The following is a 26,308-nucleotide window of genomic DNA, read 5'->3' as shown; positions in this document are numbered from 1 at the left end:
CTTACTCGACGGCTTTGACCATCGCTTCGATGACTTTTTTGGCGTCACCAAAGACCATCATCGTATTCGGCTGATAGAACAGGTCATTGTCCAGGCCCGCATAGCCGGAGGCCATCGAGCGCTTGTTGACGATGATGCTCTTGGCCTTGTAGGCCTCGAGAATCGGCATGCCCGCGATCGGCGATTTCGGATCCTTCGCGGCCGGATTCACGACGTCGTTGGCGCCGAGGATCAGGGCCACGTCGGCCTGGCCGAATTCGCCATTGATGTCTTCCATCTCGAACACCTGGTCGTAGGGCACTTCGGCCTCGGCCAGCAGCACGTTCATGTGGCCTGGCATGCGCCCGGCCACCGGGTGGATCGCGTAGCGCACGCTCACGCCGTGGTGGGTCAGCTTCTCGACCAGTTCCTTCAGCGCGTGCTGGGCGCGCGCCACGGCCAGGCCGTAGCCGGGCACGATGATCACGCTCTCGGCGTTCTGCATGATGAAGGCCGCATCGTCGGGGGAACCCGACTTGACCGGGCGCTGTTCCTTGGCGCCGCCGCCGGCGCCGCTATCGGCCTCGCCGCCGAAGCCGCCCAGGATCACATTGAAGAAGGAGCGGTTCATGGCCTTGCACATGATGTAGGACAGAATCGCGCCCGAGGAGCCGACCAGGGAGCCGGCGATGATCAGCATCGCATTATTCAGCGAGAAGCCGATCCCGGCAGCGGCCCAGCCGGAGTAGGAGTTGAGCATCGACACCACGACCGGCATATCGGCGCCGCCGATCGGGATGATGATCAGCACGCCGAGCACGAAGGACAGCACGGCCATCAGCAGGAACGGGGTCCAGGCCGGGCTGGCGCCCTCGGCGAAGCAGAACACCAGGCCCAGGCCGATGATCGCCAGCGCGATGGCCAGATTCAGCAGGTGCTGGCCGGCGAACACCACCGGCGCGCCCTGGAACAGGCGGAACTTGTATTTGCCCGACAGCTTGCCGAAGGCGATCACCGAACCGCTGAAGGTGACCGCGCCGACAAAGGTGCCGAGGAAGAGTTCGAGCCGGTTGCCAAACGGCAGACCCTGGCCCGCATGGGCGATATTGAAGGCCCAGGGCTCGGACACGGCGGCAATCGCGATGCACACGGCGGCCATGCCGATCAGCGAGTGCATGGCGGCCACCAGCTCCGGCATCTTGGTCATTTCGACCTTCTTCGCCAGCGTGGCGCCGATGCCGCCGCCGACCACCACGCCCAGCAGCACGAGCGGGAAGCCCAGCCCCTTGCCGGCCTCGGCCTGGGCCTGCATCTTCAGGATCAGGGCCACCGTGGTGGCGGCCGCGAGCGCCATGCCGATCATGCCGAACGCATTGCCCTGGCGCGCCGTGGCCGGCGAGGACAGGCCTTTCAGGGCCTGGATGAAGCACACCGAGGCGACCAGGTAGAGCAGGGTCACCAGGTTCATCGAGATGGCGCTCATGCGTCCTCCTTGCCGGCCTTCGGTGCTTTTTTCTTGAACATTTCCAGCATGCGCTGGGTGACGAGGAAGCCGCCAAACACATTCACCGCGGCCAGGGCCACGGCCACCGTGCCGGCCACCTGGCCCACCACGCCCTCGGTCAGACCGGCGGCCAGCATGGCGCCGACGATCACGATGGCCGACACCGCATTGGTCACCGCCATCAGCGGCGTGTGCAGGGCCGGCGTCACATTCCAGACGACGTGGTAGCCGACGTAGATCGCCAGCACGAAGATGATCAGATTGATGATGGTAGGACTGACTTCCATGGGTTCTCCTATTTTTTGAGACCGGTGATTTTGTTGTTCCCGTCCACGAACACGATCTTCGGCGTGTAGCCGCGCGCCTGCTCTTCGGTCATCGGCGCATAGGTGCAGATGATCAAGAGGTCGCCCAGCTGGGCCTTGCGCGCGGCCGCGCCATTGAGCGAGATGGCGCCGCTGCCGCGCTCGCCAGGAATCGCATAGGTCGAAAAGCGCTCGCCATTGTTGATGTTGTAGAGCTCGATCTTTTCATTGACCCAGATATCGGCCGCTTCCAGCAGATCCAGGTCGATCCCGCACGAGCCTTCGTAGTTGAGGTCGGCTTCGGTGACGGTGACGCGGTGCAGTTTGGAACGCAGCATGACTCGTTGCATGGACATCGTGGTACTTCTTTCTTTCAGGGTTTAAAAAAACTAGGTGCGCAGGACCTGGCCGTCGGCACAGACCAGGGTCGCTTTCAGGATTTCATCCTCGCGGTCGATCACGAGCTGATCGTCCTTGTCGATGATCAGTTTCAGGAAGTCGAGCACATTGCGCGCATACAGGGCCGAGGCGTCGGCCGCGACCATGCAGGCCAGGTTGGGCTCGCCGATGATGGTCACGCCGTGCTTGACGACGGTCTGGCCCGGCTCGGTCAGCGCGCAGTTGCCGCCCTGCTCGGCCGCGAGGTCGACGATCACCGCGCCCGGCTTCATCGCCTGCACGGTCTCGGCGCTGATCAGCTGCGGCGCCGGCCGCCCCGGAATCAGGGCGGTGGTGATGATGATGTCGGCCTGCTTGGCGCGCTCGTGCACGAGGGCGGCCTGGCGCGCCATCCAGGCGGCCGGCATCGGACGCGCATAGCCGCCCACGCCCTGGGCGATCTCACGCTCTTCCTCGGTCTCATACGGCACATCGATGAATTTGGCGCCGAGCGACTCGACCTGCTCCTTGACCGGCGGGCGCACGTCCGAGGCTTCGATCACGGCGCCCAGGCGCTTGGCGGTGGCGATCGCCTGCAGGCCGGCCACGCCGACCCCCATGATCAGCACGCGCGCGGCCTTGACCGTGCCGGCCGCCGTCATCAGCATCGGCATGAAACGCTGGTAGGCATTGGCCGCCAGCAGCACCGCCTTGTAGCCGGCGATATTCGCCTGCGAGGACAGCACGTCCATCGACTGGGCGCGCGTGATGCGCGGCACCGCCTCGAGGGCGAAAGCGCGCAGGCCGGCCGCGGCCAGCGCTTCCAGGCCGGCGCGGTCAAACGGATTGAGCATACCGATCAGCACCGCCTGCGGCGCCATCAGCGCGCGCTCGGCCTCGCTCGGCGCGCGCACCTTGAGCACCACCTCGGCGCCCAGGGCCTCGGCCGCCGTGCCGATGCGCGCCCCGGCCGCCGCGAAGGCCGCATCGGGAATCGCCGCGTGCTGGCCGGCGCCGGCCTGCACGATCAGCTCGTGCTTGGCGGCCAGCTTCTTCACCGTCTCGGGCGTCGCCGCCACGCGCGTCTCACCCGGCCGCGTTTCGGCCGGTATGCCAATTCTCATGTATGCCTCCGTATGTATTGGATGGAAACTTACAGCGATCTTACACGAGTCATCCGGCTTGCGAGTGGGCAGCCCAAATTCTAGAAGGTATCGTCGGGTCAAACCGTTTTAGATATGGGCAAATGACGGGACTCTACAACATTTGTTTGGCGACGGCGCGCATTCGCCAAACACAAACTCCGCTTCTTGTCATCCGTATTAGGTGCAGCGTTGCGTCCGCGCCATGTTTACACTGGTCTATACAGAAATTCATGGACGTATAACCGGTGGTCGCTTTACAGTCTTTTCCGGAGTTTCTCCCAAGCAGGTTTACACCTGACGACCAAAACCCTCGTTGCCGTCCGCGTGACGGCGACTGTGAGCACATAAAGAAAGGGAAGTACATGAAGCCCCGTTTTCCAATCGCCGCACTGCTGCTATCCGCCAGCCCCTTCCTGCTCGCCCAGGCCCAGGAAGCGGCCCAGCCCGCCCCCAAGAAAGACGCCGCCGCTGAAGACATGCAGCGCGTCGAGATCGTCGCCACCGGTACCCGCGGGGCCCAGCGCACGATGACCGACACCCCGCTGCCGGTCGACATCATCAGCGCCAAAGACCTGACCAAGACCGGCCAGCTGACGCTCGACAAGGCCATGCAGACCCTGGTGCCCTCGTTCAATACCGTGCAGACCCCGGTCAACGACGCCACCTCCCTGCTCGACCCCTATGAAATCCGCAACATGGGCCCGAGCCGCGTGCTGATCCTGATTAACGGCAAGCGCAAGAACATGTCCTCGCTGGTCTACACCCAGACCTCGCCCGGCCGCGGCGAATCGGGCGCCGACATCTCGGCCATCCCGACCGACGCCATCAAGCGCATGGACGTGCTGCGTGACGGCGCATCGGCCCAGTACGGCTCGGACGCCATCGCCGGCGTCGTCAACATCATCCTCAAGGATGGCGCCACCGGCGGCGCCGCCACCGCGCGCGCCGGCATGACCCACGAACACGACGGCAAGACCGGCAGCTTCTCGCTCAACCAGGGCCTCGACATCGGCGGCCAGGGCTTCTTCAACTACACGCTCGAAGCCTCGCACGTCGGCCTGTCCAACCGCCCCGGCGTGGTCAGCGCCAAGGGCGAAGCGGGCGACTTCGGCGCCGACCTGCAGAAGGACGTGCTGCCCTTCCTGGCCAAGCACCCGGACGCCGGCAATATCAATGGCGCGCCCAAGACGGTCTCCGGCAAGGGCCTGTTCAACATGCGCTATGACTTCAGCGACAACGCCAGCTTCTACGCCAACGGCGCCTATGTGCACAAGGACGTGCACTCCTACGCCAACTACCGCAATCCCTACTGGCGCCCGACCGACTACGGCCTGCTGCACGCGGCCGGCACTCCGTATGAAGGCTATGTGCCGGACTTCATCGGCAAACTCGACGACTACAACGCCACTGCCGGCGTCAAGTGGAGTACGGCCGGCTGGGACATGGACCTGTCGCTGACCACCGGCGGCAACGAGCAGAAGTACGTGGTCGACCACACGGTCAACCGCGGCATGCAGCAGGACTACCTGGACAAGAAGATCAACACGCCCTCGCCGACCCGCTTCGACGCCGGCGCCGTCAAGTTCAACCACTATGTGCTGAACTACGACGCCAGCAAGCAGATCGACAAGAGCACGACCGCCTACTTCGGCACCGAGATCCGCCACGAGAACTATGAAGTGATCGCCGGCGAGCCGGCCTCCTACTACGGCGCCGGCGCCGACTCGTATGCGGGCAACTCGCCGCGCGACTCCGGTTCCTTCTCGCGCTCCAACTACGGCGCCTATTTCGGCGGCACCTTCGACCTGTCCAAGGACTTCAACCTCGACGCCACCGGCCGCTACGAGAAGTACAGCGACTTCGGCAGCGCCACCGTGTGGAAGCTGTCCTCGCGCTACAAGCTGTCCGACGGCGTGTCGCTGCGCGCCTCCGGCTCGACCGGCTTCCGCGCCCCCTCGCTGGCCCAGATCGTGACCCAGAAGGCACAGTACTCGTTCGTCGCCGGCGGCGCGATCCAGGTCTCTGGCCTGATCAACAACGCCTCGGCCCAGGCGCTCGGCGTGGCCCCGCTGAAGGCCGAAAAGTCGGACAACATCACCTTCGGCCTCGGTCTGAATCCGGACAAGAACACCTCGATCACGATCGACTACTACAACATCAAGGTCAAGGACCGCATCGTGCTGGGCAAGGAGATCGTCCAGTCCGACAGCGGCACGACGGCGCTCGACCAGCTGCTGAAGAAATCGGGCTTCCGCTCGGTGTCCTTCTTCGTCAATGCGATGGACAGCCGCACCGACGGCATCGACTACGTCGCCAGCCGCAAGAACATCCCGCTGGCCGACGGCAAGCTGACCCTGAACCTGTCGGGTAACTACACGCTCAAGAACGAGCGCATCGGCGCCGTGCGCAATCCGGGCCCGGTGGCCGCGGCTGGCCAGTCGGTGCTCGACGCCACCCAGGAAGCGCTGATCTTCACCTCGCGGCCGAAGTTCAAGACCATCTTCGGTGGCGACTGGGAATACCGCGACATGACGGTCACGCTGAACAACACGGTGTACGGCCCGACCAAGTTCCGCAATGCCGGCATGGACGAGAACCTGAGCCTGGAGTTCAAGACCAAGACCGTGTCCGACCTGTCGGTCAACTACCAGCTGGCCAAGAACCAGACCTTCACCTTCAACATCAACAATATGTTCAATGTGACGCCGAGCTGGGGCTTCAAGGCCCTGAACGCCAAGGGCCAGGCCATCCTCGACAGCAAGACCCCGGTCACCGATCCCGGCTATGCGGGCCTGCTGCCGGTCGACATGCAGTTCAACGCGGTCACCTTCAACGGCCGCTACTCGATGGTGTCCTACGATGGCTCGCACTTCAGCCAGCTGGGCCGCATCTTCAACGTCTCCTACCAGTACCGCTTCTAAGCGCAGCTGAGGCAGACCAAGGCCGCCTGCGGGCGGCCTTTTTTTTAAGAAAAATGGGGTCAGACCCCTTTTATCTGTGCGGAAAAATGGGGTCTGACCCCATTTTTCAGGCGGGTTCGGGCTTGGCGCGCGGCTTCAGGCGCACGGCGCTGGTCCGCGCCGGCGCCCGCGTCAGCATCTGGGCCAGCGTGGCCGCGTCGAGCACGGCCAGGAAGGCCTGGGCCGCCTGCGTCAGCGTGTGCTTGAGCGCGCAATGGGGCAGGAAGGCGCAGCTCTTGTCGCTCGGCTGGAAGCAGGCCGCCATGTGGAAGTCGGTCTCGGTGGCGCGCACCACCTGGCCGACATTGATCTGCTCGGGCTCGCGCGCCAGGCGCAGCCCGCCATTGCGCCCGCGCACCGTCTCCAGATAACCGAGCTGGGCCAGGTGATTGACCACCTTGGTCAGGTGGTTCTTGGCGATGCCCTGGGCATCGGCGATGTCCTGGATCGTCACCAGGCGCTCGCGGTGCTGGGCCACATACATCAGGGTACGCAGGGCATAGTCGGTATAGGCGGTCAGACGCATGGCGGACAGGGGAAGCCGATAAACACGCATCCATTCTACCTGTTCAAACGCGTATAAACATACATTTTGTTTGCATCTATCAAAACATACAGATAGAATGTATCTATAGCGCCGTGTCCGGCGCTGCCCTTTCTCTCACCTGCAAAGGAAAACTGCCATGCACGCCACGCGCAAACTGTGGACCTGGCTCGCCATCATCTGCATTCTCTCGTTCACCGCCCTCGGCCTGGTCGGACGCGAGATCTACCTGAAGGCGCCCCCGATCCCGCAATCGATTCAGACCGCCTCCGGTGCGGTGCTCTACACGGGCGACCAGATCCGCCGCGGCCAGCAGGCCTGGCTGGCGGCCGGCGGCCAGCAGCTCGGCACCGTCTGGGGCCACGGCAGCTATGTCGCGCCCGACTGGTCGGCCGACTGGCTGCACCGCGAAGCTCTGGCCCTGCTCGACATCTGGGCCACGCGCGACTTCGGCGCGCCCTACGCCCTGCTCGACCCGTCCCAGAAAGGCGCGCTCGAAGGACGTCTGAAGGACGAGATGCGGCGCAATAGCTACGACGCCGCCAGCGACACCCTGCGCTTTTCGGCCGACCGCGCCGCCGCCATCCGCGGCGTGGCCAGCCACTACGCGGGCCTGTTCGGCAGCGATCCCCGCCTCGACAAGCTGCGCGAACAATATGCGATGAACCCCGGCTCGCTGCCCGATGCGGCCGACCGCGAGGCCCTGACCGCCTTCTTCTTCTGGTCCGCCTGGGCCGCCGTCACCGACCGTCCGCAGCAAAGCGGCCTGTCCTACACCAGCAACTGGCCGCATGAACCGCTGGTGGGGAACACCCCGACCACCGGCGCCGGCATCTGGTCGATCGTCTCGGTGATCCTGATGATCGGCGCGATCGCAGGCATGGTCTTCTTCCACGCCACCCAGCGCGACGAAGCCGATCCGACCCCGCCCAAAGCCGATCCCCTGCTGTCGCTGAAAGCCACCCCGTCGATGCTGGCGACGCGCAAATACTTCGCCGTCGTGATCGGCCTGATCCTGGCCCAGGTCGGCCTCGGCGTCATCACCGCCCACTATGCGGTCGAAGGCCACAGCTTCTTCGGCATCCCGCTGGCCGAAGTGCTGCCGTTTGTGACCAGCCGCACCATGCACACCCAGTTCGCCGTGCTGTGGATCGCCACCGCCTGGCTGGCCACCGGCCTGTACATCGCGCCGGCCATCTCCGGCCACGAGCCCAAATACCAGAAGCTCGGCGTCGACCTGCTGTTCTACGCGCTGCTGTTCATCGTGGTCGGTTCGACCGCCACCGGCTGGCTCGGCACCCTGCAGCACAAGGGCGTCGACTTCTCGTTCTGGCTCGGTAACCAGGGCCTGGAATTCACCAGCATGGGCCGGGTCTGGCAGATCCTGCTGTTCATCGGCCTGCTGTTCTGGGCCCTGCTGCTCGGGCGCGGTCTGTGGCCGGCCCTGCGCAAGCCGTCCGAAAGCCGCGGCCTGATCGCCATGGTCTTCCTCGCGGCCTGCTGCATCGGCGGCTTTTACGCCACCTCGCTGACCTGGGGCCAGCACACCCACTACTCGATGATCGAGTACTGGCGCTGGTGGCTGGTGCACCTGTGGGTCGAGGGCTTCTTCGAAGTCTTCGCGACCGCCGTCATCGCCCTGCTGTTCACCCGCCTCGGCCTGATCGGCGCCGCCTCGGCCAATAGCGCCATCGTGCTCGAGACCATCGTGTTCCTGTTCGGCGGCATCCTCGGCACCCTGCACCACCTGTACTTCACCGGCACCCCGACCTCGGTGATCGCGATCGGCGCCATGTTCTCGGCCCTTGAAGTGGTGCCGCTGTCGATGATCGGCGTCGAGGCCTACCGCAACTACCGGCGCGCCCATGCCGCGCCCTGGGTGCAGAGCTACAAATGGGCCATCCTGTGCTTCATCGCGGTCGGCTTCTGGAATACGGTCGGCGCCGGCCTGCTCGGCTTCTCGATCAACACCCCGATCGCGCTCTACTACATGCAGGGCCTGAACATGACGGCCGCCCACGGCCACGCCGCCCTGTTCGGCGTCTACGGCATGCTCGGCATCGGCCTGATGCTGTTCTGCCTGCGCGGCCTGTCCGAGCGCGCCGCCTGGTCCGACGGCCTGCTGCGCCCGTGCTTCTGGCTGCTCAACATCGGCCTGGCCATGATGGTATTCCTGTCGCTGGTCCCGGCCGGCATTTACCAGGCCTGGGCCTCGGTCTCGAAAGGCATGTGGTTCGCCCGCTCGCCCGAAGTGATCCACTCGGCCTTCATGGAGAACATGGTCTGGCTGCGCGTGCCCGGCGACGTGGTGTTCAGCCTCGGGGTGCTGTGCCTGGCCCTGTTCGCCCTGCGCCTGCTGCGCGGGGGCGGCCGCCGTCAGGCCGTCGCGCAGGCCGCCAAAGCCTGAAGCGGCGGCTGCGGTAAAATGGGGACTTCCGTCGGAAGTCCCCTATGTCGCATATCTGGAAACCCTCTGTCACCGTGGCCGCCATCATCGAACAGGACGGCCGCTTTCTGCTGATCGAAGAAGAGACCAGCGAAGGCCTGCGCCTGAATCAGCCGGCCGGCCACCTCGATCCCCACGAAAGCCTCGCCGAGGCCGTCGTGCGTGAAGTGCTCGAAGAAACCGCGCACGACTTCACGCCCGAGGCCCTGGTCGGCATGTACCTGTCGCGCTTTCGCTCGCCGCGCAGTGGCGAGGATGTCACCTACCTGCGCTTCGCCTTCTGCGGCCGCCTCGGCGTGCAGCACCAGCGCGCGCTCGATCACGGCATCGTGCGCGTGCTGTGGATGACGCGCGAGGAGATCGCCGCCTGCCCCGAGCGCCACCGTAGCCCGCTGCTGCTGGCCTGCGTCGACGACTACCTGGCCGGGCGCCGCGCCGCGCTCGATCTGCTGCACACCCATCCTTCCGTGTTCGAGGGGGGCGTATGAGCAAAAAGCGTGTCGTGATCGGCATGTCGGGCGGGGTCGATTCCTCGGTCGCCGCCTGGATGCTGAAGGAGCAGGGCTATGAGGTGATCGGCCTGTTCATGAAGAACTGGGAGGACGACGACGACTCCGAGTACTGCTCCTCGCGCGTCGACTGGATCGACGCGGCCAGCGTGGCCGACGTGGTCGGGGTCGACATCGAGGCCGTCAACTTCGCGGCCGAATACAAGGACCGCGTGTTCGCCGAATTCCTGCGCGAGTACCAGGCCGGACGCACCCCGAATCCCGATGTGCTGTGCAATGCCGAGATCAAGTTCAAGGCCTTCCTCGACCATGCGATGAAGCTGGGCGCCGATCTGATCGCCACCGGCCACTACGCCCGCGTACGCGAGCGCGACGGCCGCTTCGAGCTGCTCAAGGCGCTCGACCACACCAAGGACCAGAGCTACTTCCTGCACCGCCTGAACCAGGCGCAGTTGTCGCGCACCCTGTTCCCGCTGGGCGAAATCCCGAAGACCGAAGTGCGCGCCATCGCCGAGCGCCTTGGTCTGCCGAACGCCAAGAAGAAGGATTCGACCGGCATCTGCTTCATCGGCGAGCGCCCGTTCCGCGAATTCCTCAACCGCTATCTGTCCTACCAGCCGGGCCCGATGAAGACGGCCGACGGCAAGACCGTCGGCGAGCATGTCGGCCTGTCCTTCTACACGCTGGGCCAGCGCAAGGGCATTGGTGTGGGCGGCATCAAGGAGTACAAAAACGCCGACGGCTCGAACGACGCCTGGTATGTGGCGCGCAAGGACGTCGCCAGCAATACCCTGTACATCGTGCAGGGCCACGACCATCCGTGGCTGCTGTCGCCGACGCTGGCGGCCGACCAGGCCAGCTGGATCGCCGGCGCACCGCCGGCCGCGGGCCGCCTGTCGGCCAAGACGCGCTACCGCCAGGCCGATGTGGCCTGCAGCCTGGCCGCCCAGGACGGCCAGCACTTCACGCTCGCCTTCGACGAGCCGCAATGGGCGGTCACGCCGGGCCAGTCGGCCGTGCTCTATGACGGCGAAATCTGCCTCGGCGGTGGCATCATCGCCAGCGCCGGCGCCTAAGTCTGGCCCTTGCGCACCACGGCCATCACCGTGTTGCGGATGGTCTTGAGCACGGCGTCGGCCTTGAACGGCTTGACGATGAAGCCATGCACGCCGCGCGCGACCGCCTCGCGCACGGTGTCGGCATCGAGCTGGCCCGAGACCATGAAGATCAGGGTCTTGGGCGCCTGCGCGCGCAGCTGCTCGACGATCTGGGCGCCATCCTCGACCTGCTCCCTGGCGACGCAGATGAAATGCGGTTTGTGCTTGAGCACCAGGGCGTAACCCTGGGCGCTGGTGTGGGTCTGGGCCACCACCTCCCAACCGGCGTCGGTCAGGACCGTATTCAACAGGCCGCGCGAGACCGCATTCGAATCCACCAGAACTGCCTTTAACATCCTTGCTTCCTTGTGCTAAGCGCTGTGCCGGGCCAGCATCTTCCAGCTGACGCCCAGCCGCACATCGGTTTTCAGTTGAACCAGTTGACGTGAAATGTACAGCATCTCGCGGCCGGCGCGCAGGCGTTCGCCGGTCGGCGTCTTGAGGATGCCGGCGCCGGCCATCACGGCTTCCAGACTGCCATAGGTGCTGAGCAGGCGGGCCGCCGTCTTGGCGCCGATCCGTTCGACCCCGGGCACGCCGTCGGTGGCGTCGCCGGCCAGCGCCAGCAGGTCGAGCAGCAGTTCGGGCGGCACCCCGTAGCGCGCTTCGACCCAGGCACGGTCATGCCATTCGCCCTTGAAGTGGTCCCACACGAGCGCGCCGCGCGCGATCAGGCCGTGCAGGTCCTTGTCGGTGCTGGCAATGATCGCCTCGCCGCGCCCCTCGTCGAGCCAGCGCGTGACCACGGTGGCGATCACGTCGTCGGCTTCGACCTCGGGCAGCACGGCCACCTGCAGGCCAAGCTCGCTGCCCAGGCGTGCATGAAACTCGGGCAGGGCCGCGCGCAGCGGGGCCGGCATCGGCGCGCGTCCTTCGCGGTAGCGCGCATACAGGGCGTGGCGCCAGGTGCTGCCGCCGGCGTCGAAGGCAGCCAGTGCGTGGCTCGGCGCATGGGTCGTGAGCAGGCGCCGGAACGAGGACAGCGCATGGCGCAGCGCCGTCTCGGCCTTCTCGGGCGAATCCGGCTCCGGGCTCGCCTCGTAGACCCGGCGCACGATGTTCAGGCCGTCGATCGCCAGCAGCTTCATTTACTTCAGCAGTTCGTAGGGACCGCCGCGTTCCAGCGCGGCCTGGTAGGCTGGGCGCGCGTGGATGCGCGCCAGCCAGTGCGCCAGGTGCGGATGGCCATCGAGGGCGCCGCGCGCGGCCGCCGCTTCGACCGGAAAACTCATCTGGATATCGGCCGCGCTGAAGTCGGCGCCGGCGAACCAGTCGCGCGTCTGCAGTTCGGCTTCGAGAAAATCGAACAGGCGCGTGATATTCGGCTGCACGAAGCTGCCCAGCACCTGGTCGGCGATGGCGCGCGCCACCGGCCGCACGAAGAAGGGCATCGGCGCCGACTTCACCTTCTCGAACACGAGCTTCATCAGCAGCGGCGGCATAGCCGAGCCCTCGGCGAAGTGCAGAAAATAGGTGTAGCGGCGCTTGTCGGCCGTGCCGGCCGGCGGCACCAGGGCGCCCGCCTTCTCGGTCAGGTAGTCGATGATGGCGCCCGATTCGGCCACCACGATATCGCCATCGCTGATCACCGGCGCCTTGCCGAGCGGGTGGACGGCGCGCAGCTCGGGCGGCGCCAGCATGGTCTTCGGGTCGCGCTGGTAGGCGCGGATCTCGTAGGGCAGGCCGAGTTCTTCCAGCAGCCACAGGATGCGCTGCGAACGCGAATTATTCAGGTGGTGGACGATGATCATGACGCACACGGGCAGAACAAAGCGCTAGCTTACCACTGTCGGCACCGCGCTCCGGCGCGCCGCCCTGATGACAGCGGCGCCAAGCGGGACTACACTGCCCCCACCCGCGCCGCAGGAGCCCATGCACCATGCACCCCTTCCCGATCCGCTATCTGACTTTCGCCATCGTCGTCTTCGTCTTCGTGCTGGCCACCGTGGTGGCGGCCCTGATCGGCCAGGGCTGGTGGCTGGCCGTGCTGGCCGGCGCCCTGAGCGTGGTCGGCATCGCCGACCTGCGCCAGCCGCGCCGCGCGCTGCGCCGCAACTACCCGATCCTGGCCCACTTCCGCTTCTTCTTCGAGGCCATCCGCCCCGAGATCCGCCAGTACTTCCTGGAGGACGACACCGACGCCAAGCCGTTCTCGCGCAACCAGCGCTCGATCGTCTACCAGCGCGCCAAGGAGCAGACCGACAAGCGCCCGTTCGGCACCCAGCTCGATGTCTACGCCGACGGTTACGAGTGGATCAACCATTCGATCAAGCCGGTCGAACTCGAGGACGCCGACTTCCGCATCACGATCGGCGCCGACCGCGCCCAGCCCTACAGCGCCAGCGTCTTCAACATCTCGGCGATGAGCTTCGGCGCGCTGTCGGCGAATGCGATCCGCGCCCTCAACCAGGGCGCGCGCCAGGGCGGCTTCATGCACGACACCGGCGAAGGTTCGATCAGCCGCTATCACCGCGAAGGCGGCGGCGACCTCGTATGGGAGATCGGCTCCGGCTACTTCGGCTGCCGCGATGCCGATGGCCGCTTCAGCGAGGAGCGCTTCATCGAAAACGCACGCACGGCGCAGGTGAAGATGATCGAACTGAAGCTGTCGCAGGGCGCCAAGCCGGGCCACGGCGGCGTGCTCCCGGCGGCCAAGGTCTCGCCCGAGATTGCGGCCGCGCGCGGCGTGCCGCTCGGCCAGGACTGCGTCTCGCCGGCCAGCCACTCGGCCTTCGGCACGCCGCTCGAGATGATGCACTTCATCGAGCGTCTGCGCACGCTGGCCGGCGGCAAGCCGACCGGCTTCAAGCTCGCCATCGGCCATCCGTGGGAGTTCTTCGCCATCGTCAAGGCCATGCTGGAGACGGGGATCACGCCCGACTTCATCGTGGTCGACGGCGGCGAAGGCGGCACCGGCGCGGCTCCGGTCGAATTCACCGACCATATCGGCACGCCGCTGCAGGAAGCCCTGCTGCTCGTGCATAACACCCTGGTCGGGGCCGGCCTGCGCGCGCGCATCAAGGTCGGCGCCTCCGGCAAAATCATCAGCGCCTTCGACATCGCGCGCACCCTGGCCCTGGGCGCCGACTGGTGCAACAGCGCGCGCGGCTTCATGTTCGCGCTCGGCTGCATCCAGTCGCAGAGCTGCCACACCGACCGCTGCCCGACCGGCGTGGCCACCCAGGACCCGCTGCGCCAGCGCGCCCTGGTGGTCGAGGACAAGACCCAGCGCGTGGCCAACTTCCACAAGAACACCATGCAGGCCCTGGCCCAGCTGATCGGCGCGGCCGGCCTCACCCATCCCGACCAGCTGCGCCCGCACCATCTGGTGCGGCGCGTCTCGCCGAATCAGGTCAAGCTGGCCTCGACCCTGCTGCCCTATCTGGACCCGGGCGAGCTGCTCGACCCGGCCCAGTTCGCGCGCCTGCCGCCCGTCTTCGCCTACTACTGGCCGCAGGCCAGCGCCGCCTCCTTCCAGCCGCAGACGGCAGCAGCCGCCTGAAGCGGTGTAGCATAGGCGGATTGCCTTCCTTGGAGACGTGATGCGAGTTCTGCCCTTTGTAATGACGCTCGGCCTGGCCCTGGCCAGCGCCTATGCCGGCGCCCAGACGGCGCCGATGACCCCGGATATCCCGGCCAAGTTCGAGATCCTCAACCCCGACGCCGAGTACACGCGCCAGCATGTGATGATCCCCATGCGCGACGGCGTCAAGCTGCATACGGTGATCGTGATCCGCAAGGGCACCAGCAATGCGCCCATCATGCTGACCCGCACGCCCTACAACGCCAGCAAGCGCGCCGAGCGCATGGTCTCGCCGGCGCTGGCCTCCACCCTCGGCGACGGCGACGACGCCTTCATCGCCGGCGGCTATATCCGTGTGTTCCAGGACGTGCGCGGCAAATACGGCTCCGAGGGCGACTACGTGATGACGCGCCCGCCGGTCGGCCCGCTCAATAACACCAAGGTCGACCACACGACCGACGCCTGGGACACGATCGAGTGGCTGGTCAAGAACGTCAAGGAATCGAACGGCCAGGTCGGCATGGTCGGCTCCTCTTACGAGGGCTTCACCGTGATGATGGCCCTGCTCAATCCGCACCCGGCCCTGAAGGCGGCCGCGCCCATGAGCCCGATGGTCGACGGCTGGATGGGGGACGACTGGTTCCACAACGGCGCCTTCCGCAGCACCAATCTGGGCTACATCGCCCACCAGAACGCGGCGCGCGGCAGCGGCGTCGATATCCCGGTCGGCATCTACGACGACTACGAAGCCTATCTGCGCGCCGGCTCGATCGGCGCCTACGCCCAGCGCTACGGCCTCGAACAGCTGCCCTTCGTGAAGAAGCTGTTCGAGCACCCGAGCTACGACGCCTTCTGGCAGCACCAGGCGCTCGACAAACTGGTCGCCAAGGCCGGCCTCAAGGTGCCGACCATGACCATCGTCGGCCGCTGGGACCAGGAGGACATCTATGGCGCCTATGCCGTCTACAAGGCGCTCGAACCTCAGGACAAGGGCAACGACAAGAACTTCCTGGTGGTCGGTCCGTGGCGTCACAGCGGCGTCAATTACGAGGGTTCGAGCCTGGGCGCGCTCAAGTTCACCGGCGACACCGCCAAAGAATTCCGGCGCGAGGTCATGCTGCCCTTCTTCGACAGCTATCTGAAGCCGGGCGCGCCCAAGGCCGCCACCCCGCCCGTGTTCTCCTACGAGACCGGCACCAATGCCTGGCGCCGCCTGACGCGCTGGCCGCTGGCCGACGTGCTCACGCCCCTGTATCTGAAGCCGGGCGCCGCGCTGGGCTTCGACAAGCCGGCCGCCGGCTATGACGAATACGTGTCCGATCCGGCCAAGCCGGTGCCCTTCGTGCCGCGCCCGGTGCGCATGGGCGAGCGCAATGTCTGGGGCCCGTGGCTGGCCAGCGACCAGCGCAGCTTCTCCGACCGGCCCGACGTGCTGACCTATGTGAGCGCGCCGCTGACGGCGCCGCTGCACATCGCCGGCCAGCCGATGGTGAATCTGTTCGCCGCCACCAGCGGCACCGACGCCGACTGGGTCGTCAAGCTGATCGACGTGTATCCGGATGAAGTGGCGGCCCAGCCCGAAATGGGCGGCTACCAGCTCGGTATTGCGATGGACATCTTCCGCGGCCGCTACCGCGACAGCCTGGAGCAGCCGAGCGCGATTCCGGCCAATACCGTACAGCGCTACCGCTTCGCCCTGCCGAACGCCGACCACGTGTTCCTGCCCGGGCACCGCGTGATGGTGCAGATCCAGTCGTCCTGGTTCCCGCTGTACGACCGCAATCCGCAAACCTTCGTGCCGAACATCTTCCTGGCCAAGCCGGGCGATTATCAGAAGGCGACCCAGCGCATCTACCATGCGCCGGGCATGGAGAGCGCGGTCGAACTGCCGCTGGTGAAGTAAGCCGCCCGGCCGCCTAGCGCGGCCGGATCGGAATCGTGCGCCGTCCGTCCGCCGCGGCGGGCGGCGTGCTGCAGCCGCTGGCGCAGCCGCCGCAGCCGCTGGCGCAGTCCTTGGCCTTGCGCTTGAACAGCCAGCGCCGCCCGGCGTAGACGGCGGCGGCCAGGATGATCAGGGCGGTGACGAGGGTCTGCATGGCTCAGGCCCCGAAGTACAGGGCGAGACGGTAGGTGAGGAAGGTGCTGACATAGGCCAGCGCGAACATATAGCCGGCCATCAGCAGCGGATAGCGCAGGGAATTGGTCTCACGCCGCACCACCGACAGGGTGGACATGCACTGCGGCGCAAACACATACCAGCACAGCAGGGCGAGCGCGGTCGGCAGGCCCCAGGAGGCGGCGATGATCGGCTGCAGCGAGGTGGCCAGTTCTTCGCCCGTGGCCGACAGCGCATACACGGTGCCGAGCGCGCCCACGGCCACTTCGCGCGCGGCCAGGCCGGGCACCAGGGCGATGCAGATCTGCCAGTTGAAGCCGATCGGCGCGAACACCACTTCGAGCGCGCGGCCCAGCATGCCGGCCAGGCTGTAGTAGATGTCGGGCTGAGTCGCGCCCGGCGGCGGGCCAGGGAATTTCGACAGGAACCACAGCAGCACCATCAGGCTCAGGATGATGGTGCCGACCCGCGTCAGGAAGATCTTGGCGCGCTCCCACAGGCCCAGCAGCAGATTCTGCAGATGCGGCAGATGGTAGGCCGGCAGCTCCAGCATCAGCGGCTGCTGGGCGTTGGCGCCGAGGGTGCGCTTGAACAGCCAGGCCACGCCCATCGCCCCGAGGATGCCGGCCAGGTACAGGCTGAACAGCACCAGGCCCTGCAGATTCAGGAAGCCGCCGATCTCGCGCTCGGGAATGAAGGCGGCGATGATCAGCGCATACACAGGCAGGCGCGCCGAGCAGGTCATCAGCGGCGCGATCATGATCGTCACCAGGCGGTCGCGCGGATTCTGGATCGTGCGCGCGGCCATGATGCCGGGGATCGCGCAGGCGAACGAGGACAGCAGCGGAATGAAGGCGCGCCCGGACAGGCCGACGCTGCCCATCAGGCGGTCGAGCAGGAAGGCCGCGCGCGGCAGATAGCCGCAGTCTTCGAGCACGAGGATGAAGAAGAACAGAATCAGAATCTGCGGCAGGAACACCAGCACCGCGCCGACGCCGCCGAGGATGCCCTCGACCAGCAGCGAGCGCAGGGGACCGTCGGCCATGGCCGTGCCGACCCATTGACCGAGGTCCTCGACCCCGGCCTTGATCGCGTCCATCGGCGCAGCGGCCCAGCTGAACACGGCCTGGAACACCAGGAACATCAGCAGCGCCAGAATCGCCGGGCCAAGCAGCGGATGCAGCACCACCTGATCGATTTTCTCGGTCAGGGTGTCGGCTTCGCCCGGCTCGGTCACGCAGGCGGCCAGGATGCGCCGCACTTCCTTCTGGGTTTCTTCGACCGGCACCGTGTCGATGCGAGCCAGATCGGCCGGCTGCGCCAGCGGGCGGTGCGCCATCGCGTCGAGCGCGGCCAGCAGGGCCTGTTCGCCGCCGCTGTGCACGGCCACCGTCTCGACCACCGGAATCCCCAGCTCCTGCTGCAGACGCGCGGTGTCGATCGTCAGGCCGCGCTTGCGCGCGACGTCGGCCATGTTCAGCGCCAGCAGCATCGGCACCTGCAGGCGGCGCAGCTCCAGCACCAGGCGCAGGTTCAGGCGCAGATTGGTGGCATTGACGACGCAGACGATGGTGTCGGGCGCAGCCTCGCCGGCGCGCCGGCCGGCCACCACGTCGCGCGTGATCGCTTCATCCGGGGTGTGGGCCGACAGCGAGTAGGCGCCCGGCAGGTCGAGCACGCGGAACACGCGCCCGGCCGGCGAAGTAAAACTGCCCTCTTTGCGCTCGATGGTCACACCGGCGTAATTGGCCACCTTTTGGCGCGCGCCGGTCAGGCGGTTGAACAGGGCCGTCTTGCCGCAATTCGGATTGCCCAGCAGGGCGATCAAGGGCGGGCGCTCCGTCGTCGGCGCCGCGTTAGCCTGGGCGCTCATGCTTTACTCGGGATCGACGGTGACCAGGGCCGCCTCGAAACGGCGCAGCGCAAAAGTCGACTGGCCGACCTTGACGGCCAGCGGTTCGCCGCCCGGCACGCCACGCTTGAGGATGCGGATGCGCTCACCGGGGACGAAGCCCAGCTCCATCAGACGGCGCGCCAGATCGCCACCGGCCGCGTGCTGGGACGGCGCCAGGTGGATCACGGTCGCGCTGCGACCGGCCGCAAGGGCGTCGAGGGTGGTCAGCTGGGGGGCGAGGCTCATGGTCAGGGTCCGGAATTAAGCGATCTGCGGAACATACTACCACGATAAACGGAAATGCGAACCATTCTTATTTAGAGATTTTTTTGACCACAGTCAATTTTGCTCAAAAAAGAGGCTTGCATTGCCTGCCGAATTGTCGCAGAATGGGAAGCGTAATGATAATGATTCTCATTAAAGGACTGTCATGATCGTCTGTGTCTGCAATAACATCTCCGACCGCGAAATCCGCCAGGCGGCCGACTTCGGCCTGACATCCTTTGACGAGCTGCAGCGCGAACTCGGCGTGGCCACCTGCTGCGGCCAGTGCCGCGAATGCGCCTGCCAGGTGCTCGAGGCGCATGTGGCCAGCCTGCCTGAGGCGGCCTGAGCCATGCAAGCCGTGTTCAGCCTCGATCCGCTGGCGGCGCCGGCCGCGCCGCGCAAATGGCGCGCCCTGCTGCTGGCCGTGGGCGGCCATGCGCTGGCCTTTGCCGCCATCTACCAGGGCATGCTGCACCGCCATGTGGTGCTGAACGCGCCGGCCGAAATCTTTGTCCAGTTCGCGCCGGTGCCGGCCGCCCCGCCGGCGCCGCCGGCCCAGCCGCTGCAGACCAGCGCCCCGCTCACCCCGCCCAGCCTGTTCGTGCCGGCCGTCGAGCCCGTGCAGAGCGCGCCGACGGCGCCGGCCGCGAGCGCTGCGCCCGACAGCCGCCCCGTCCCGCCGGCGCCCGCCGTGGCCGTCGCCGCAGTGGCCCCGGCCCCGGCCCACAGCGGCCCGCGCCTGCTGACCAGCGGCGTCGAATATCTGCAGCCGCCGCAGCCGGTCTATCCGCCGATGGCGCGCCGCCTGGGCGAACAGGGCAAGGTGGTGCTGCGCGTGCTGGTCAATGAACGCGGGCTGGCCGAAGGCGCCCAGGTGCAGCAGAGTTCGGGCTCGGCCCGGCTCGACGAAGCGGGCCGCCAGGCCGCGCTGGGCGCGCGCTTCAAGCCCTATCTGGAGAACGGCCAGGCGCAGAGCGTGTATGTGCTCGTCACGCTCAACTTCCAGCTACAATCCTGACATCTTTCCCCCGCCAGGAGCCAGCCATGAAGGGCGACGCCAATGTCCTGCGCCTGCTGAACGCGCAGCTGACCAATGAACTGACCGCGATTAACCAGTACTTCCTGCACGCCCGCGTCTACCGCCACTGGGGCCTGGTCAAGCTGGGCAAGAAGGAATACGAGGAGTCGATCGGCGAGATGAAGCATGCCGACCAGCTGATCGAGCGCATCCTGACGCTCGACGGCCTGCCCAATCTGCAGGCCCTGCACAAGCTGCTGATCGGCGAGAACACCGAGGAAATGCTGGCCTGCGACCTCAAGCTCGAACAGGGCGCCCAGCAGACCGTGAAGGAAGGCATCGCCGCCGCCGAGGCCGCGGCCGACTATGTCTCGCGCGACCTGTTCCTGGCGATCCTCAAGGACACCGAGGAACACATCGACTGGCTCGAAACCCAGCTCGAGCTGGTCGCCAAGCTCGGCCTGCCGAACTATCTGCAGGCTCAGCTCGACGCTTAACGCGGCACGCTGTCCTTGAACGAGGGGCGTTCGCTGAGCTTGTCGTAGAGGCGGCCCAGATTCGGGTGCGGCGTGCGCCAGTCGATCTCCGGGAAGCGGAATAGCAGCCAGCCGAGCAGGCAGCCTGTGGCCACATCGGCCAGGCTGTAGTGCTTGCCCGTGCAGAAGGGCTTATCGCCGAGCATATCGGCCAGCACGGCCAGTCCCCCGTGCACCTTGACGAACTGGCGCTCGATCCAGGCCGCGCTCTGCTGCTCGGGCGGACGCAGCGTGCGCTCCAGGCGCACCAGGATGGCGGCGTCGAGCACGCCGTCGGCCAGGGCCTCCCAGCATTTGACGTCGGCGCGCTCGCGCCCGTTGGGCGGAATCAGCTTGCCGACCGGGGTCAGGGTGTCGAGGTATTCGACGATCACGCGCGAATCGATCATCGGCGTGCCGTCTTCGAGAATCAGGCAGGGCACCTTGCCGAGCGGGTTGGACTGCTGGATGTGGGTGGCAGCCGACCACACGTCTTCAAGTTCGAAGCTGTAGTCCAGTTTTTTTTCTGCCAGCACCACGCGCACTTTGCGCACGAAGGGGCTGGTGAGGGAACCGATCAGTTTCATGAGCGCGCTCGCGGAAGATGTCGGCGCCAGTATAGCACCCGCCCCCGGGCGCCCCCCTCGCCCGCCCGCGCCGTGCCGGCCACGGCCGCGCAATGCTAGAATAGCGGCTTCGCGCGGCCCGCGGCCGCCTGCCTTTCCCACCATCTCCACATCCGCCATGAGCACGAACCTGACCTCGCTGTCGGCCCTGTCCCCGCTGGACGGCCGCTATGCCGCCAAGACCGACAAACTGCGCCCCATCCTGTCCGAAGCCGGCTTCATGCACCACCGCGTGAAAGTCGAAATCGCCTGGCTGCAGGCCCTGTCCCAGGCCGGCTTTGCCGAAATCGCCCCGTTCTCGCCGGCCGCCGACGCCCTGCTGAGCCGTCTGGCCGAGGACTTCAACGAGGCCGACGCGGCCCGCATCAAGGCCATCGAAGCCGTCACCAACCACGACGTCAAGGCGGTCGAGTACTGGCTCAAGGAAAAGATCCAGGACGTGCCCGAACTGGTCGCCGCTACCGAGTTCATCCACTTCGCCTGCACCTCGGAAGACATCAACAACACCAGCCACGGCATGATGCTCAAGGCCGCGCGCGACCAGGTCATGCTGCCGGCCCTGCAGGCCATCATCGACAAGCTGAGCGCCATGGCGCACGCCCAGGCCGCGCAGCCGATGCTCTCGCGCACCCACGGCCAGACGGCCAGCCCGACCACGCTCGGCAAGGAACTGGCGAATGTGGTGGCGCGCCTGCGCCGCGCGGCCGAACGCATCGGCGCAGTCCAGATCCTGGGCAAGATGAATGGCGCGGTCGGCAACTACAACGCCCACCTGTCGGCCTACCCGGGCTTCGACTGGCCGGCCTTTGCGCGCCAGGTGGTCGAGCAGCGCCTCGGCCTGACGTTCAATCCCTACACGATCCAGATCGAGCCGCACGATTACATGGCCGAGCTGTTCGATGCCGTGGCGCGCGCCAACACCATCCTGCTCGACCTGAACCGCGACATCTGGAGCTATGTGTCGCTCGGCTATTTCAAGCAGATCACCAAGGCCGGCGAGATCGGCTCCTCGACCATGCCGCACAAGGTCAACCCGATCGACTTCGAAAACTCGGAAGGCAATCTGGGCCTGGCCAATGCCGTGCTGCACCACCTGGCCGAGAAGCTGCCCGTCTCGCGCATGCAGCGCGACCTGACCGACTCGACCGTGCTGCGCAATATCGGCGTCGGTTTCGGCTACAGCCTGCTGGCCTATGACAGCTGCCTGCGCGGCCTGAACAAGCTGGAAGTCAATGCCGCGCGCCTGGCCCAGGACCTCGACGCCGCCTGGGAAGTGCTGGCCGAGCCGGTCCAGACCGTGATGCGCCGCTACGGCGTGCCCAACCCCTACGAGCAGCTGAAGGAGCTGACCCGCGGCAAGGGCATCACCAAGGAGGCCCTGCACGCCTTCATCGCCACGCTCGCCATTCCGCAGGACGCCAAGGACCTGCTGCTGGCCATGACCCCGGCCAACTACACGGGCCTGGCCGCCCAGCTGGCCGCCGCCATCTAAGCCGTCCGCCGGGAGCGGGCCGCGGCCTGCTCCCACCTGTTCCCCCAAATCATGCTATCGTCGCCAGACTTGCCTGTTTGACAGGGCAAGCGGGTTCCTGCACGCGCGCACATTTTTTGGTATATTTAGTTCTAATACGTACTAATTATGAAGGGAGCGGCCATGCGTTACACCCTGCCGGCCATTGTGTTGCACTGGCTGATCGCCATCCTCATCGTGATCGCCTTCATCGTGGGCCTGACGATGGCGGACATGCCCCTGTCGCCGACCCGCCTGAAGCTGTTCAACTACCACAAGTGGCTCGGCGTCTGCATTCTCGGCCTGGTCGCCGCGCGCCTGCTGTGGCGCCTGGCGCACCGCCCGCCCGCCTATCCGGCCAGCATGTCGCCGCTGCTGCAGAAGCTGGCCCATGGCGGCCACCATCTGCTGTATCTGCTGATGTTCGCCGTGCCCCTGAGCGGCTACTTCTACACGCTGGCGGCCGGTTTCCCGGTGGTGCTGTTCGGCGTGCTGCCGCTGCCGGTGCTGATCGACCCGAATCCCGAACTCAAACCGCTGCTGAAGGAGACCCACGAGCTCCTCAACTGGCTGATGGCCCTGGTGGTCGCCGGTCACGTGGCCGCGGCCGTCAAACACCGCCTCATCGACAAGGACGGCATCATGGAACGCATGCTGCCGCTGAAGGAGAAAGCATGAACCGCTACACCCTGCTGGGCGCCCTCGTGGTCGCCGCCAGCGCCCTCGCCGCCCCGCTCAAGACCGACCCGGCCAAGAGCCAGGTCAGCGCCACCTTCAAGGAACAAGGGGTGCCGGTGGAAGCGCGCTTCAAGCGCTTCGCCGCCAGCATCGACTACGACGCGGCCAAGCCGGAAGCGGCCAAGGCCAGCATCGACATCGAGATCGCCTCGATCGACGTGGGCGAGGCCGAGATCAACAAGGAAGCGCAGAAACCCGAGTGGTTCAATGCGGCCAAGTATCCGAAGGCCAGCTTCGTCTCGAGCGCGATCAAGCCGGCCGGCGCCGGCAAGCTCCAGGTCAGCGGCAAGCTGAGCATCAAAGGTCTGGTCCAGGACGTCAGCTTCCCGCTGACGCTCAAGACCGAGGGCAACAACCAAGTGTTTGAAGGCAGTCTGCCGATCAAGCGCCTGGCCTTCAATGTTGGCGAAGGCGCGTGGAAAGACACGAGCATGGTCGCCGACGAGGTCGTCATCAAGTTCCGCCTGACGGCGGGCAAATAAAACCGAAAGGGAAAGCATGAAACTCAAAGCACTGATCGCGGCCCTGGCCGTGTGCGCGGCCGGCAGCGCCGTCGCCGCCGACACCTACAACATCGACCCGAGCCACACCTACCCGAGCTTCGAGGCCGACCACTTCGGCGGTCTGTCCTACTGGCGCGGCAAGTTCAACAAGAGCAGCGGCAAGATCACGCTCGACCGCGCCGCCAAGACCGGCAGCGTCGACATCAAGATCGAGACCGGCTCGATCGACTTCGGCCTGGCCGCGATGAACGACCACGCCAAGAGCCCGGACATCTTCGACGCCGCCAAGTATCCGGAGTCGACCTACAAGGGCACGATCAAGTTCACGGGCGAGGTGCCGACCTCGGTCGAGGGCGAGCTGACCCTGCACGGCGTGACCAAGCCGGTCAGCCTGAAGATCAACAAGTTCAAGTGCATGATGCACCCGCGCTACAAGAAAGAAGTGTGCGGCGCCGACGCCTCGGCCGAGTTCAAGCGCACCGATTTCGGCGTCAGCTACGGCACCCCGATGTTCGCCCCCGAAGTGCGTCTGCAGATCCAGGTCGAAGCCCTGAAAGCCGACTAAACCTGCAGCACAGAAAAATCGGGGTCAGACCCCGATTTCTCCAGCCGGCAAGTAGTTTTGCCTGACGGGGAAATCGGGGTCTGACCCCGATTTTTTTCGGTGATGTTCCGTATGTTTATTGTGCGAGCCGGCGCGCGCCGAAGTGCTACCATCGGCGCGTGCCTATTGATTTCGATAAGCTGATCCTCGACGAGGTCCCGGACGGCATCTACATTACCAACCGCGAGCAGGTGGTCGTCCACTGGAGCCGCGGCGCCGAGAAGGTGTTTGGCTACGCGCCCGAGGAAGCGATCGGCAGCCGCCTGCACCAGCTGATCGGGGTCGAGGGCCTGCGCGCCGACGACACCACGCTGCGCCGCCGCAAGGATGGCGCCCTGATCCACGTGGAAACCGTCAGCCGCAGCGTCGGCACCGACCAGGACTACGAACTGGTCTCGGCACGCGACGTCACGCGCCAGAAGTCGCTGCGCGACGCCCGCCTGGTCGAATCGCGCTTCCTGTCGGTGCTCGAGTCGACGCCGGACGCCATCATCATGGCCAATTCGGCCGGCCGCATCGTGCTGGCCAATTCCCAGGCCGAACGCCTGTTCGGCTACGGCCACGGCGAGCTGCGCGGCCAGGTCATCGAGGAACTGCTGCCGCAGCGCCTGCGCGACACCCACGTCGGCCACCGCGCCGGCTTCTTCGCCCAGCCGCGCACGCGCACCATGGGCGCCGGCCTCGAACTGAACGGGGTGCGCAAGGACGGCACCGAGTTCCCGCTCGAAATCTCGCTGAGCCCGATCCAGACCGACGAGGGCCGCCTCGTCATGAGCGCGATCCGCGACATCTCCGACCGCAAGCGCATCGAACGCACGCTGTCCGAACAGAAGCAGGCGCTCGAGCAGGCCAACCAGGCCAAGGACCGCTTCCTCGCCTCCATGAGCCACGAGCTGCGCACGCCGCTCAATGCCATCCTCGGCTTCGCCCAGCTGTTGTCGAGCAAAACCCTGCCGATCACGCCCGAGCAGCGCATCGAATTCACCGGCGCCATCCTGCAGGCCGGTCAGCACCTGCTGGCCCTGATCAACGAGATTCTCGACCTCGCCAAGATCGAGTCGGGCACGCTCTCGGTCTCGCTCGAGCCGGTCGCGCTGGCCGAGGTGCTGGCCGAATGCCACAGCATGATGGCGCCCCAGGCCGAGCAGCGCAATGTGCGCCTGGTCTTCCCCGACAAGGTGCCCCAGCATGTGTATGTCGACCGCATCCGCCTCAAGCAGATCCTGCTGAACCTGCTGTCGAACGCGATCAAATACAACCGCCCGCAGGGCTCGGTGCTGGTGTCCTGCGGCGCCACCGTCGAAGGGCCGGTGCGCATCTCGGTGCAGGATACGGGCAGCGGCCTGCAGCCGGCCCAGATCAGCGAGCTGTTCCAGCCCTTCCAGCGCCTCGGCCAGGAAGGCGGGGCCGAGGAAGGCACGGGCATCGGCCTGGTCGTCACCAAGCGCCTGGCCGAGCTGATGGGCGGCAGCATCGCCGTCACCAGCACGCCCGGCATCGGCAGCGTGTTCACCGTCATGCTGCCGCCGGCCGAGGCGCCCGAGCCCGTGCCCGGCTATCCGGCCGCGCCGCCGCCCAACCGCACGCCGGGCGGGCGCCCGTGCGTGCTGTATGTCGAGGACAATCCGGCCAACCTCAAGCTGGTCGAGCACATCCTGCGTCTGCATGCCGACGTCGACCTGCTCACCGCCACCAGCGGGCCCGAAGGCCTGGACAAGGCCCTGCAGCAGCTGCCCGACGTGATCCTGCTCGACATGAACCTGCCCGGCCTGTCGGGGCGCGAAGTGCTGCGCCGCCTGCGCGCCGCGCCCGATCTGCAGAAGACGCCGGTGATCGCCCTGTCGGCCAATGCCATGCCGGACGACATCACCAATGCCCTGGCCGAGGGCTTTTTCCGCTATGTCACCAAGCCGGTACGGGTGGAAACCCTGACCGCCGCCCTCGAGCAAGCCCTGCATGCGCGCCAGACGGCATGACATGCACACAACATATGCATTGCCATCTGATTGACGGCGCCCGCTGAGGGTCGGATACTCATGGGCTTCCCGACCGGGGAAGACCACGTCC

26 protein-coding genes are annotated in these 26,308 nt (G+C 66.3%); 14 read left to right on the top strand and 12 right to left on the bottom strand.

Annotated elements, in window-relative coordinates:
* Position 1: 1 nt before the first annotated feature.
* From LZ005_RS20445 to LZ005_RS20430, 4 genes are read right to left on the bottom strand one after another with little or no spacing between them, the layout of a single operon-like run.
* Entirely contained in the window at positions 2–1,462 is a 1,461-nt protein-coding gene (locus LZ005_RS20445) for an NAD(P)(+) transhydrogenase (Re/Si-specific) subunit beta (RefSeq protein WP_237810360.1), read from the bottom strand.
* The gene (locus tag LZ005_RS20440) at positions 1,459–1,770 is read right to left on the bottom strand and encodes an NAD(P) transhydrogenase subunit alpha (RefSeq protein WP_237810359.1); all 312 of its coding nucleotides are present in this window, start codon (positions 1,768–1,770) and stop codon (positions 1,459–1,461) included. The genes LZ005_RS20445 and LZ005_RS20440 overlap by 4 nt, the downstream gene beginning before the upstream one ends.
* A gap of 8 nt (positions 1,771–1,778) precedes the next feature.
* The gene (panD, locus tag LZ005_RS20435) at positions 1,779–2,138 is read right to left on the bottom strand and encodes an aspartate 1-decarboxylase (RefSeq protein ID WP_237810375.1); all 360 of its coding nucleotides are present in this window, start codon (positions 2,136–2,138) and stop codon (positions 1,779–1,781) included.
* A gap of 39 nt (positions 2,139–2,177) precedes the next feature.
* Positions 2,178–3,290 carry a Re/Si-specific NAD(P)(+) transhydrogenase subunit alpha gene (locus LZ005_RS20430; protein WP_237810358.1) on the bottom strand — a complete coding sequence of 371 codons (1,113 nt, stop codon included), beginning with the start codon at positions 3,288–3,290 and terminating at the stop codon, positions 2,178–2,180.
* 383 nt (positions 3,291–3,673) lie between these two features.
* Here LZ005_RS20430 and LZ005_RS20425 point away from each other — a divergent pair, with 383 nt between their 5' ends.
* A complete protein-coding gene (locus tag LZ005_RS20425) occupies positions 3,674–6,232 on the top strand; it encodes a TonB-dependent siderophore receptor (protein ID WP_237810357.1) in 2,559 nt (852 codons plus the stop codon).
* 106 nt (positions 6,233–6,338) lie between these two features.
* Here LZ005_RS20425 and LZ005_RS20420 read toward each other — a convergent pair whose 3' ends face one another.
* Complete coding sequence (locus LZ005_RS20420; RefSeq protein WP_237810356.1) at positions 6,339–6,797, bottom strand: Rrf2 family transcriptional regulator; 459 nt, start codon at positions 6,795–6,797, stop codon at positions 6,339–6,341.
* Between the two features lie 157 nt (positions 6,798–6,954).
* Between LZ005_RS20420 and LZ005_RS20415 the strand changes: the two genes are divergently transcribed.
* The 3 genes from LZ005_RS20415 to mnmA are packed head-to-tail and all read left to right on the top strand — an operon-like array spanning position 6,955 to position 10,846.
* Complete coding sequence (locus LZ005_RS20415; RefSeq protein ID WP_237810355.1) at positions 6,955–9,222, top strand: nitric-oxide reductase large subunit; 2,268 nt, start codon at positions 6,955–6,957, stop codon at positions 9,220–9,222.
* 44 nt (positions 9,223–9,266) lie between these two features.
* Entirely contained in the window at positions 9,267–9,749 is a 483-nt protein-coding gene (locus LZ005_RS20410; RefSeq protein ID WP_237810354.1) for an NUDIX hydrolase, read from the top strand.
* On the top strand, positions 9,746–10,846 hold the full coding sequence (gene mnmA, locus LZ005_RS20405; protein ID WP_237810353.1) for a tRNA 2-thiouridine(34) synthase MnmA: 1,101 nt from the start codon (positions 9,746–9,748) through the stop codon (positions 10,844–10,846). Before LZ005_RS20410 ends, mnmA begins: the two co-directional genes overlap by 4 nt.
* Here the strand turns inward: mnmA and LZ005_RS20400 are convergent.
* The 3 genes from LZ005_RS20400 to LZ005_RS20390 are packed head-to-tail and all read right to left on the bottom strand — an operon-like array spanning position 10,843 to position 12,678.
* The gene (locus tag LZ005_RS20400; protein WP_237810352.1) at positions 10,843–11,223 is read right to left on the bottom strand and encodes a response regulator; all 381 of its coding nucleotides are present in this window, start codon (positions 11,221–11,223) and stop codon (positions 10,843–10,845) included. The two genes, mnmA and LZ005_RS20400, sit on opposite strands and share 4 nt — an antisense overlap.
* Before the next feature lie 15 nt (positions 11,224–11,238).
* Positions 11,239–12,015, bottom strand: coding sequence for a 5'-3' exonuclease H3TH domain-containing protein (locus LZ005_RS20395; RefSeq protein ID WP_237810351.1), 777 nt, complete (start codon positions 12,013–12,015; stop codon positions 11,239–11,241).
* Positions 12,016–12,678: a glutathione S-transferase gene (locus tag LZ005_RS20390; protein ID WP_237810350.1), complete on the bottom strand. Its 663-nt coding sequence runs from the start codon at positions 12,676–12,678 to the stop codon at positions 12,016–12,018.
* 128 nt (positions 12,679–12,806) lie between these two features.
* Between LZ005_RS20390 and LZ005_RS20385 the strand changes: the two genes are divergently transcribed.
* Entirely contained in the window at positions 12,807–14,429 is a 1,623-nt protein-coding gene (locus LZ005_RS20385; RefSeq protein ID WP_237810349.1) for an FMN-binding glutamate synthase family protein, read from the top strand.
* A gap of 40 nt (positions 14,430–14,469) precedes the next feature.
* Positions 14,470–16,353 (top strand): CocE/NonD family hydrolase, encoded by a 1,884-nt coding sequence (locus tag LZ005_RS20380; protein WP_237810348.1) that lies wholly within the window; start codon positions 14,470–14,472, stop codon positions 16,351–16,353.
* 13 nt (positions 16,354–16,366) lie between these two features.
* Here LZ005_RS20380 and LZ005_RS20375 read toward each other — a convergent pair whose 3' ends face one another.
* The 3 genes from LZ005_RS20375 to LZ005_RS20365 are packed head-to-tail and all read right to left on the bottom strand — an operon-like array spanning position 16,367 to position 18,706.
* Positions 16,367–16,546 carry a FeoB-associated Cys-rich membrane protein gene (locus LZ005_RS20375; protein WP_237810347.1) on the bottom strand — a complete coding sequence of 60 codons (180 nt, stop codon included), beginning with the start codon at positions 16,544–16,546 and terminating at the stop codon, positions 16,367–16,369.
* 3 nt (positions 16,547–16,549) lie between these two features.
* Positions 16,550–18,439, bottom strand: coding sequence for a ferrous iron transporter B (locus LZ005_RS20370; protein ID WP_237810346.1), 1,890 nt, complete (start codon positions 18,437–18,439; stop codon positions 16,550–16,552).
* Positions 18,440–18,442: 3 nt separating this feature from the next.
* The gene (locus LZ005_RS20365) at positions 18,443–18,706 is read right to left on the bottom strand and encodes a ferrous iron transport protein A (protein WP_237810345.1); all 264 of its coding nucleotides are present in this window, start codon (positions 18,704–18,706) and stop codon (positions 18,443–18,445) included.
* Positions 18,707–18,890: 184 nt separating this feature from the next.
* Here LZ005_RS20365 and LZ005_RS20360 point away from each other — a divergent pair, with 184 nt between their 5' ends.
* From LZ005_RS20360 to bfr, 3 genes are read left to right on the top strand one after another with little or no spacing between them, the layout of a single operon-like run.
* Positions 18,891–19,073, top strand: coding sequence for a bacterioferritin-associated ferredoxin (locus LZ005_RS20360; protein ID WP_237810344.1), 183 nt, complete (start codon positions 18,891–18,893; stop codon positions 19,071–19,073).
* 3 nt (positions 19,074–19,076) lie between these two features.
* Positions 19,077–19,745 carry an energy transducer TonB gene (locus LZ005_RS20355; RefSeq protein WP_237810343.1) on the top strand — a complete coding sequence of 223 codons (669 nt, stop codon included), beginning with the start codon at positions 19,077–19,079 and terminating at the stop codon, positions 19,743–19,745.
* Between the two features lie 26 nt (positions 19,746–19,771).
* Positions 19,772–20,242, top strand: a complete 471-nt coding sequence (gene bfr, locus LZ005_RS20350; RefSeq protein WP_237810342.1) for a bacterioferritin — start codon at positions 19,772–19,774, stop codon at positions 20,240–20,242.
* On the opposite strand, the gene LZ005_RS20345 is transcribed toward bfr, so the two are convergent.
* The gene (locus LZ005_RS20345) at positions 20,239–20,847 is read right to left on the bottom strand and encodes a glutathione S-transferase family protein (protein WP_237810341.1); all 609 of its coding nucleotides are present in this window, start codon (positions 20,845–20,847) and stop codon (positions 20,239–20,241) included. The genes bfr and LZ005_RS20345 overlap by 4 nt on opposite strands.
* Positions 20,848–21,004: 157 nt before the next feature.
* Between LZ005_RS20345 and purB the strand changes: the two genes are divergently transcribed.
* From purB to LZ005_RS20320, 5 genes are all read left to right on the top strand, one after another.
* Positions 21,005–22,378: an adenylosuccinate lyase gene (gene purB / locus LZ005_RS20340; RefSeq protein ID WP_237810340.1), complete on the top strand. Its 1,374-nt coding sequence runs from the start codon at positions 21,005–21,007 to the stop codon at positions 22,376–22,378.
* Between the two features lie 162 nt (positions 22,379–22,540).
* Positions 22,541–23,074 (top strand): cytochrome b, encoded by a 534-nt coding sequence (locus tag LZ005_RS20335; protein WP_237810339.1) that lies wholly within the window; start codon positions 22,541–22,543, stop codon positions 23,072–23,074.
* Complete coding sequence (locus LZ005_RS20330; protein WP_237810338.1) at positions 23,071–23,616, top strand: YceI family protein; 546 nt, start codon at positions 23,071–23,073, stop codon at positions 23,614–23,616. Before LZ005_RS20335 ends, LZ005_RS20330 begins: the two co-directional genes overlap by 4 nt.
* A 16-nt stretch (positions 23,617–23,632) precedes the next feature.
* Positions 23,633–24,202 carry a YceI family protein gene (locus LZ005_RS20325; protein WP_237810337.1) on the top strand — a complete coding sequence of 190 codons (570 nt, stop codon included), beginning with the start codon at positions 23,633–23,635 and terminating at the stop codon, positions 24,200–24,202.
* A gap of 158 nt (positions 24,203–24,360) precedes the next feature.
* On the top strand, positions 24,361–26,217 hold the full coding sequence (locus LZ005_RS20320; protein WP_237810336.1) for a PAS domain S-box protein: 1,857 nt from the start codon (positions 24,361–24,363) through the stop codon (positions 26,215–26,217).
* Positions 26,218–26,308 lie beyond the last annotated feature (91 nt).

Origin of the sequence: Massilia sp. TS11 (assembly GCF_022012445.1) — a bacterium.
GTDB lineage: Bacteria > Pseudomonadota > Gammaproteobacteria > Burkholderiales > Burkholderiaceae_D > Telluria.
The sequence above is the reverse complement of the archived record's forward strand: the minus strand, read 5'-3'. Positions and strand labels throughout refer to the sequence as shown.

Bases quoted from the DNA above. Each gene is read 5' to 3' on its own strand.
- LZ005_RS20445 (WP_237810360.1), bottom strand. From the start codon at position 1,462: ATGAGCGCCATCTCGATGAACCTGGTGACCCTGCTCTACCTGGTCGCC.
- LZ005_RS20440 (WP_237810359.1), bottom strand. From the start codon at position 1,770: ATGGAAGTCAGTCCTACCATCATCAATCTGATCATCTTCGTGCTGGCG.
- panD (WP_237810375.1), bottom strand. From the start codon at position 2,138: ATGCAACGAGTCATGCTGCGTTCCAAACTGCACCGCGTCACCGTCACC.
- LZ005_RS20430 (WP_237810358.1), bottom strand. From the start codon at position 3,290: ATGAGAATTGGCATACCGGCCGAAACGCGGCCGGGTGAGACGCGCGTG.
- LZ005_RS20425 (WP_237810357.1), top strand. From the start codon at position 3,674: ATGAAGCCCCGTTTTCCAATCGCCGCACTGCTGCTATCCGCCAGCCCC.
- LZ005_RS20420 (WP_237810356.1), bottom strand. From the start codon at position 6,797: ATGCGTCTGACCGCCTATACCGACTATGCCCTGCGTACCCTGATGTAT.
- LZ005_RS20415 (WP_237810355.1), top strand. From the start codon at position 6,955: ATGCACGCCACGCGCAAACTGTGGACCTGGCTCGCCATCATCTGCATT.
- LZ005_RS20410 (WP_237810354.1), top strand. From the start codon at position 9,267: ATGTCGCATATCTGGAAACCCTCTGTCACCGTGGCCGCCATCATCGAA.
- mnmA (WP_237810353.1), top strand. From the start codon at position 9,746: ATGAGCAAAAAGCGTGTCGTGATCGGCATGTCGGGCGGGGTCGATTCC.
- LZ005_RS20400 (WP_237810352.1), bottom strand. From the start codon at position 11,223: ATGTTAAAGGCAGTTCTGGTGGATTCGAATGCGGTCTCGCGCGGCCTG.
- LZ005_RS20395 (WP_237810351.1), bottom strand. From the start codon at position 12,015: ATGAAGCTGCTGGCGATCGACGGCCTGAACATCGTGCGCCGGGTCTAC.
- LZ005_RS20390 (WP_237810350.1), bottom strand. From the start codon at position 12,678: ATGATCATCGTCCACCACCTGAATAATTCGCGTTCGCAGCGCATCCTG.
- LZ005_RS20385 (WP_237810349.1), top strand. From the start codon at position 12,807: ATGCACCCCTTCCCGATCCGCTATCTGACTTTCGCCATCGTCGTCTTC.
- LZ005_RS20380 (WP_237810348.1), top strand. From the start codon at position 14,470: ATGCGAGTTCTGCCCTTTGTAATGACGCTCGGCCTGGCCCTGGCCAGC.
- LZ005_RS20375 (WP_237810347.1), bottom strand. From the start codon at position 16,546: ATGCAGACCCTCGTCACCGCCCTGATCATCCTGGCCGCCGCCGTCTAC.
- LZ005_RS20370 (WP_237810346.1), bottom strand. From the start codon at position 18,439: ATGAGCGCCCAGGCTAACGCGGCGCCGACGACGGAGCGCCCGCCCTTG.
- LZ005_RS20365 (WP_237810345.1), bottom strand. From the start codon at position 18,706: ATGAGCCTCGCCCCCCAGCTGACCACCCTCGACGCCCTTGCGGCCGGT.
- LZ005_RS20360 (WP_237810344.1), top strand. From the start codon at position 18,891: ATGATCGTCTGTGTCTGCAATAACATCTCCGACCGCGAAATCCGCCAG.
- LZ005_RS20355 (WP_237810343.1), top strand. From the start codon at position 19,077: ATGCAAGCCGTGTTCAGCCTCGATCCGCTGGCGGCGCCGGCCGCGCCG.
- bfr (WP_237810342.1), top strand. From the start codon at position 19,772: ATGAAGGGCGACGCCAATGTCCTGCGCCTGCTGAACGCGCAGCTGACC.
- LZ005_RS20345 (WP_237810341.1), bottom strand. From the start codon at position 20,847: ATGAAACTGATCGGTTCCCTCACCAGCCCCTTCGTGCGCAAAGTGCGC.
- purB (WP_237810340.1), top strand. From the start codon at position 21,005: ATGAGCACGAACCTGACCTCGCTGTCGGCCCTGTCCCCGCTGGACGGC.
- LZ005_RS20335 (WP_237810339.1), top strand. From the start codon at position 22,541: ATGCGTTACACCCTGCCGGCCATTGTGTTGCACTGGCTGATCGCCATC.
- LZ005_RS20330 (WP_237810338.1), top strand. From the start codon at position 23,071: ATGAACCGCTACACCCTGCTGGGCGCCCTCGTGGTCGCCGCCAGCGCC.
- LZ005_RS20325 (WP_237810337.1), top strand. From the start codon at position 23,633: ATGAAACTCAAAGCACTGATCGCGGCCCTGGCCGTGTGCGCGGCCGGC.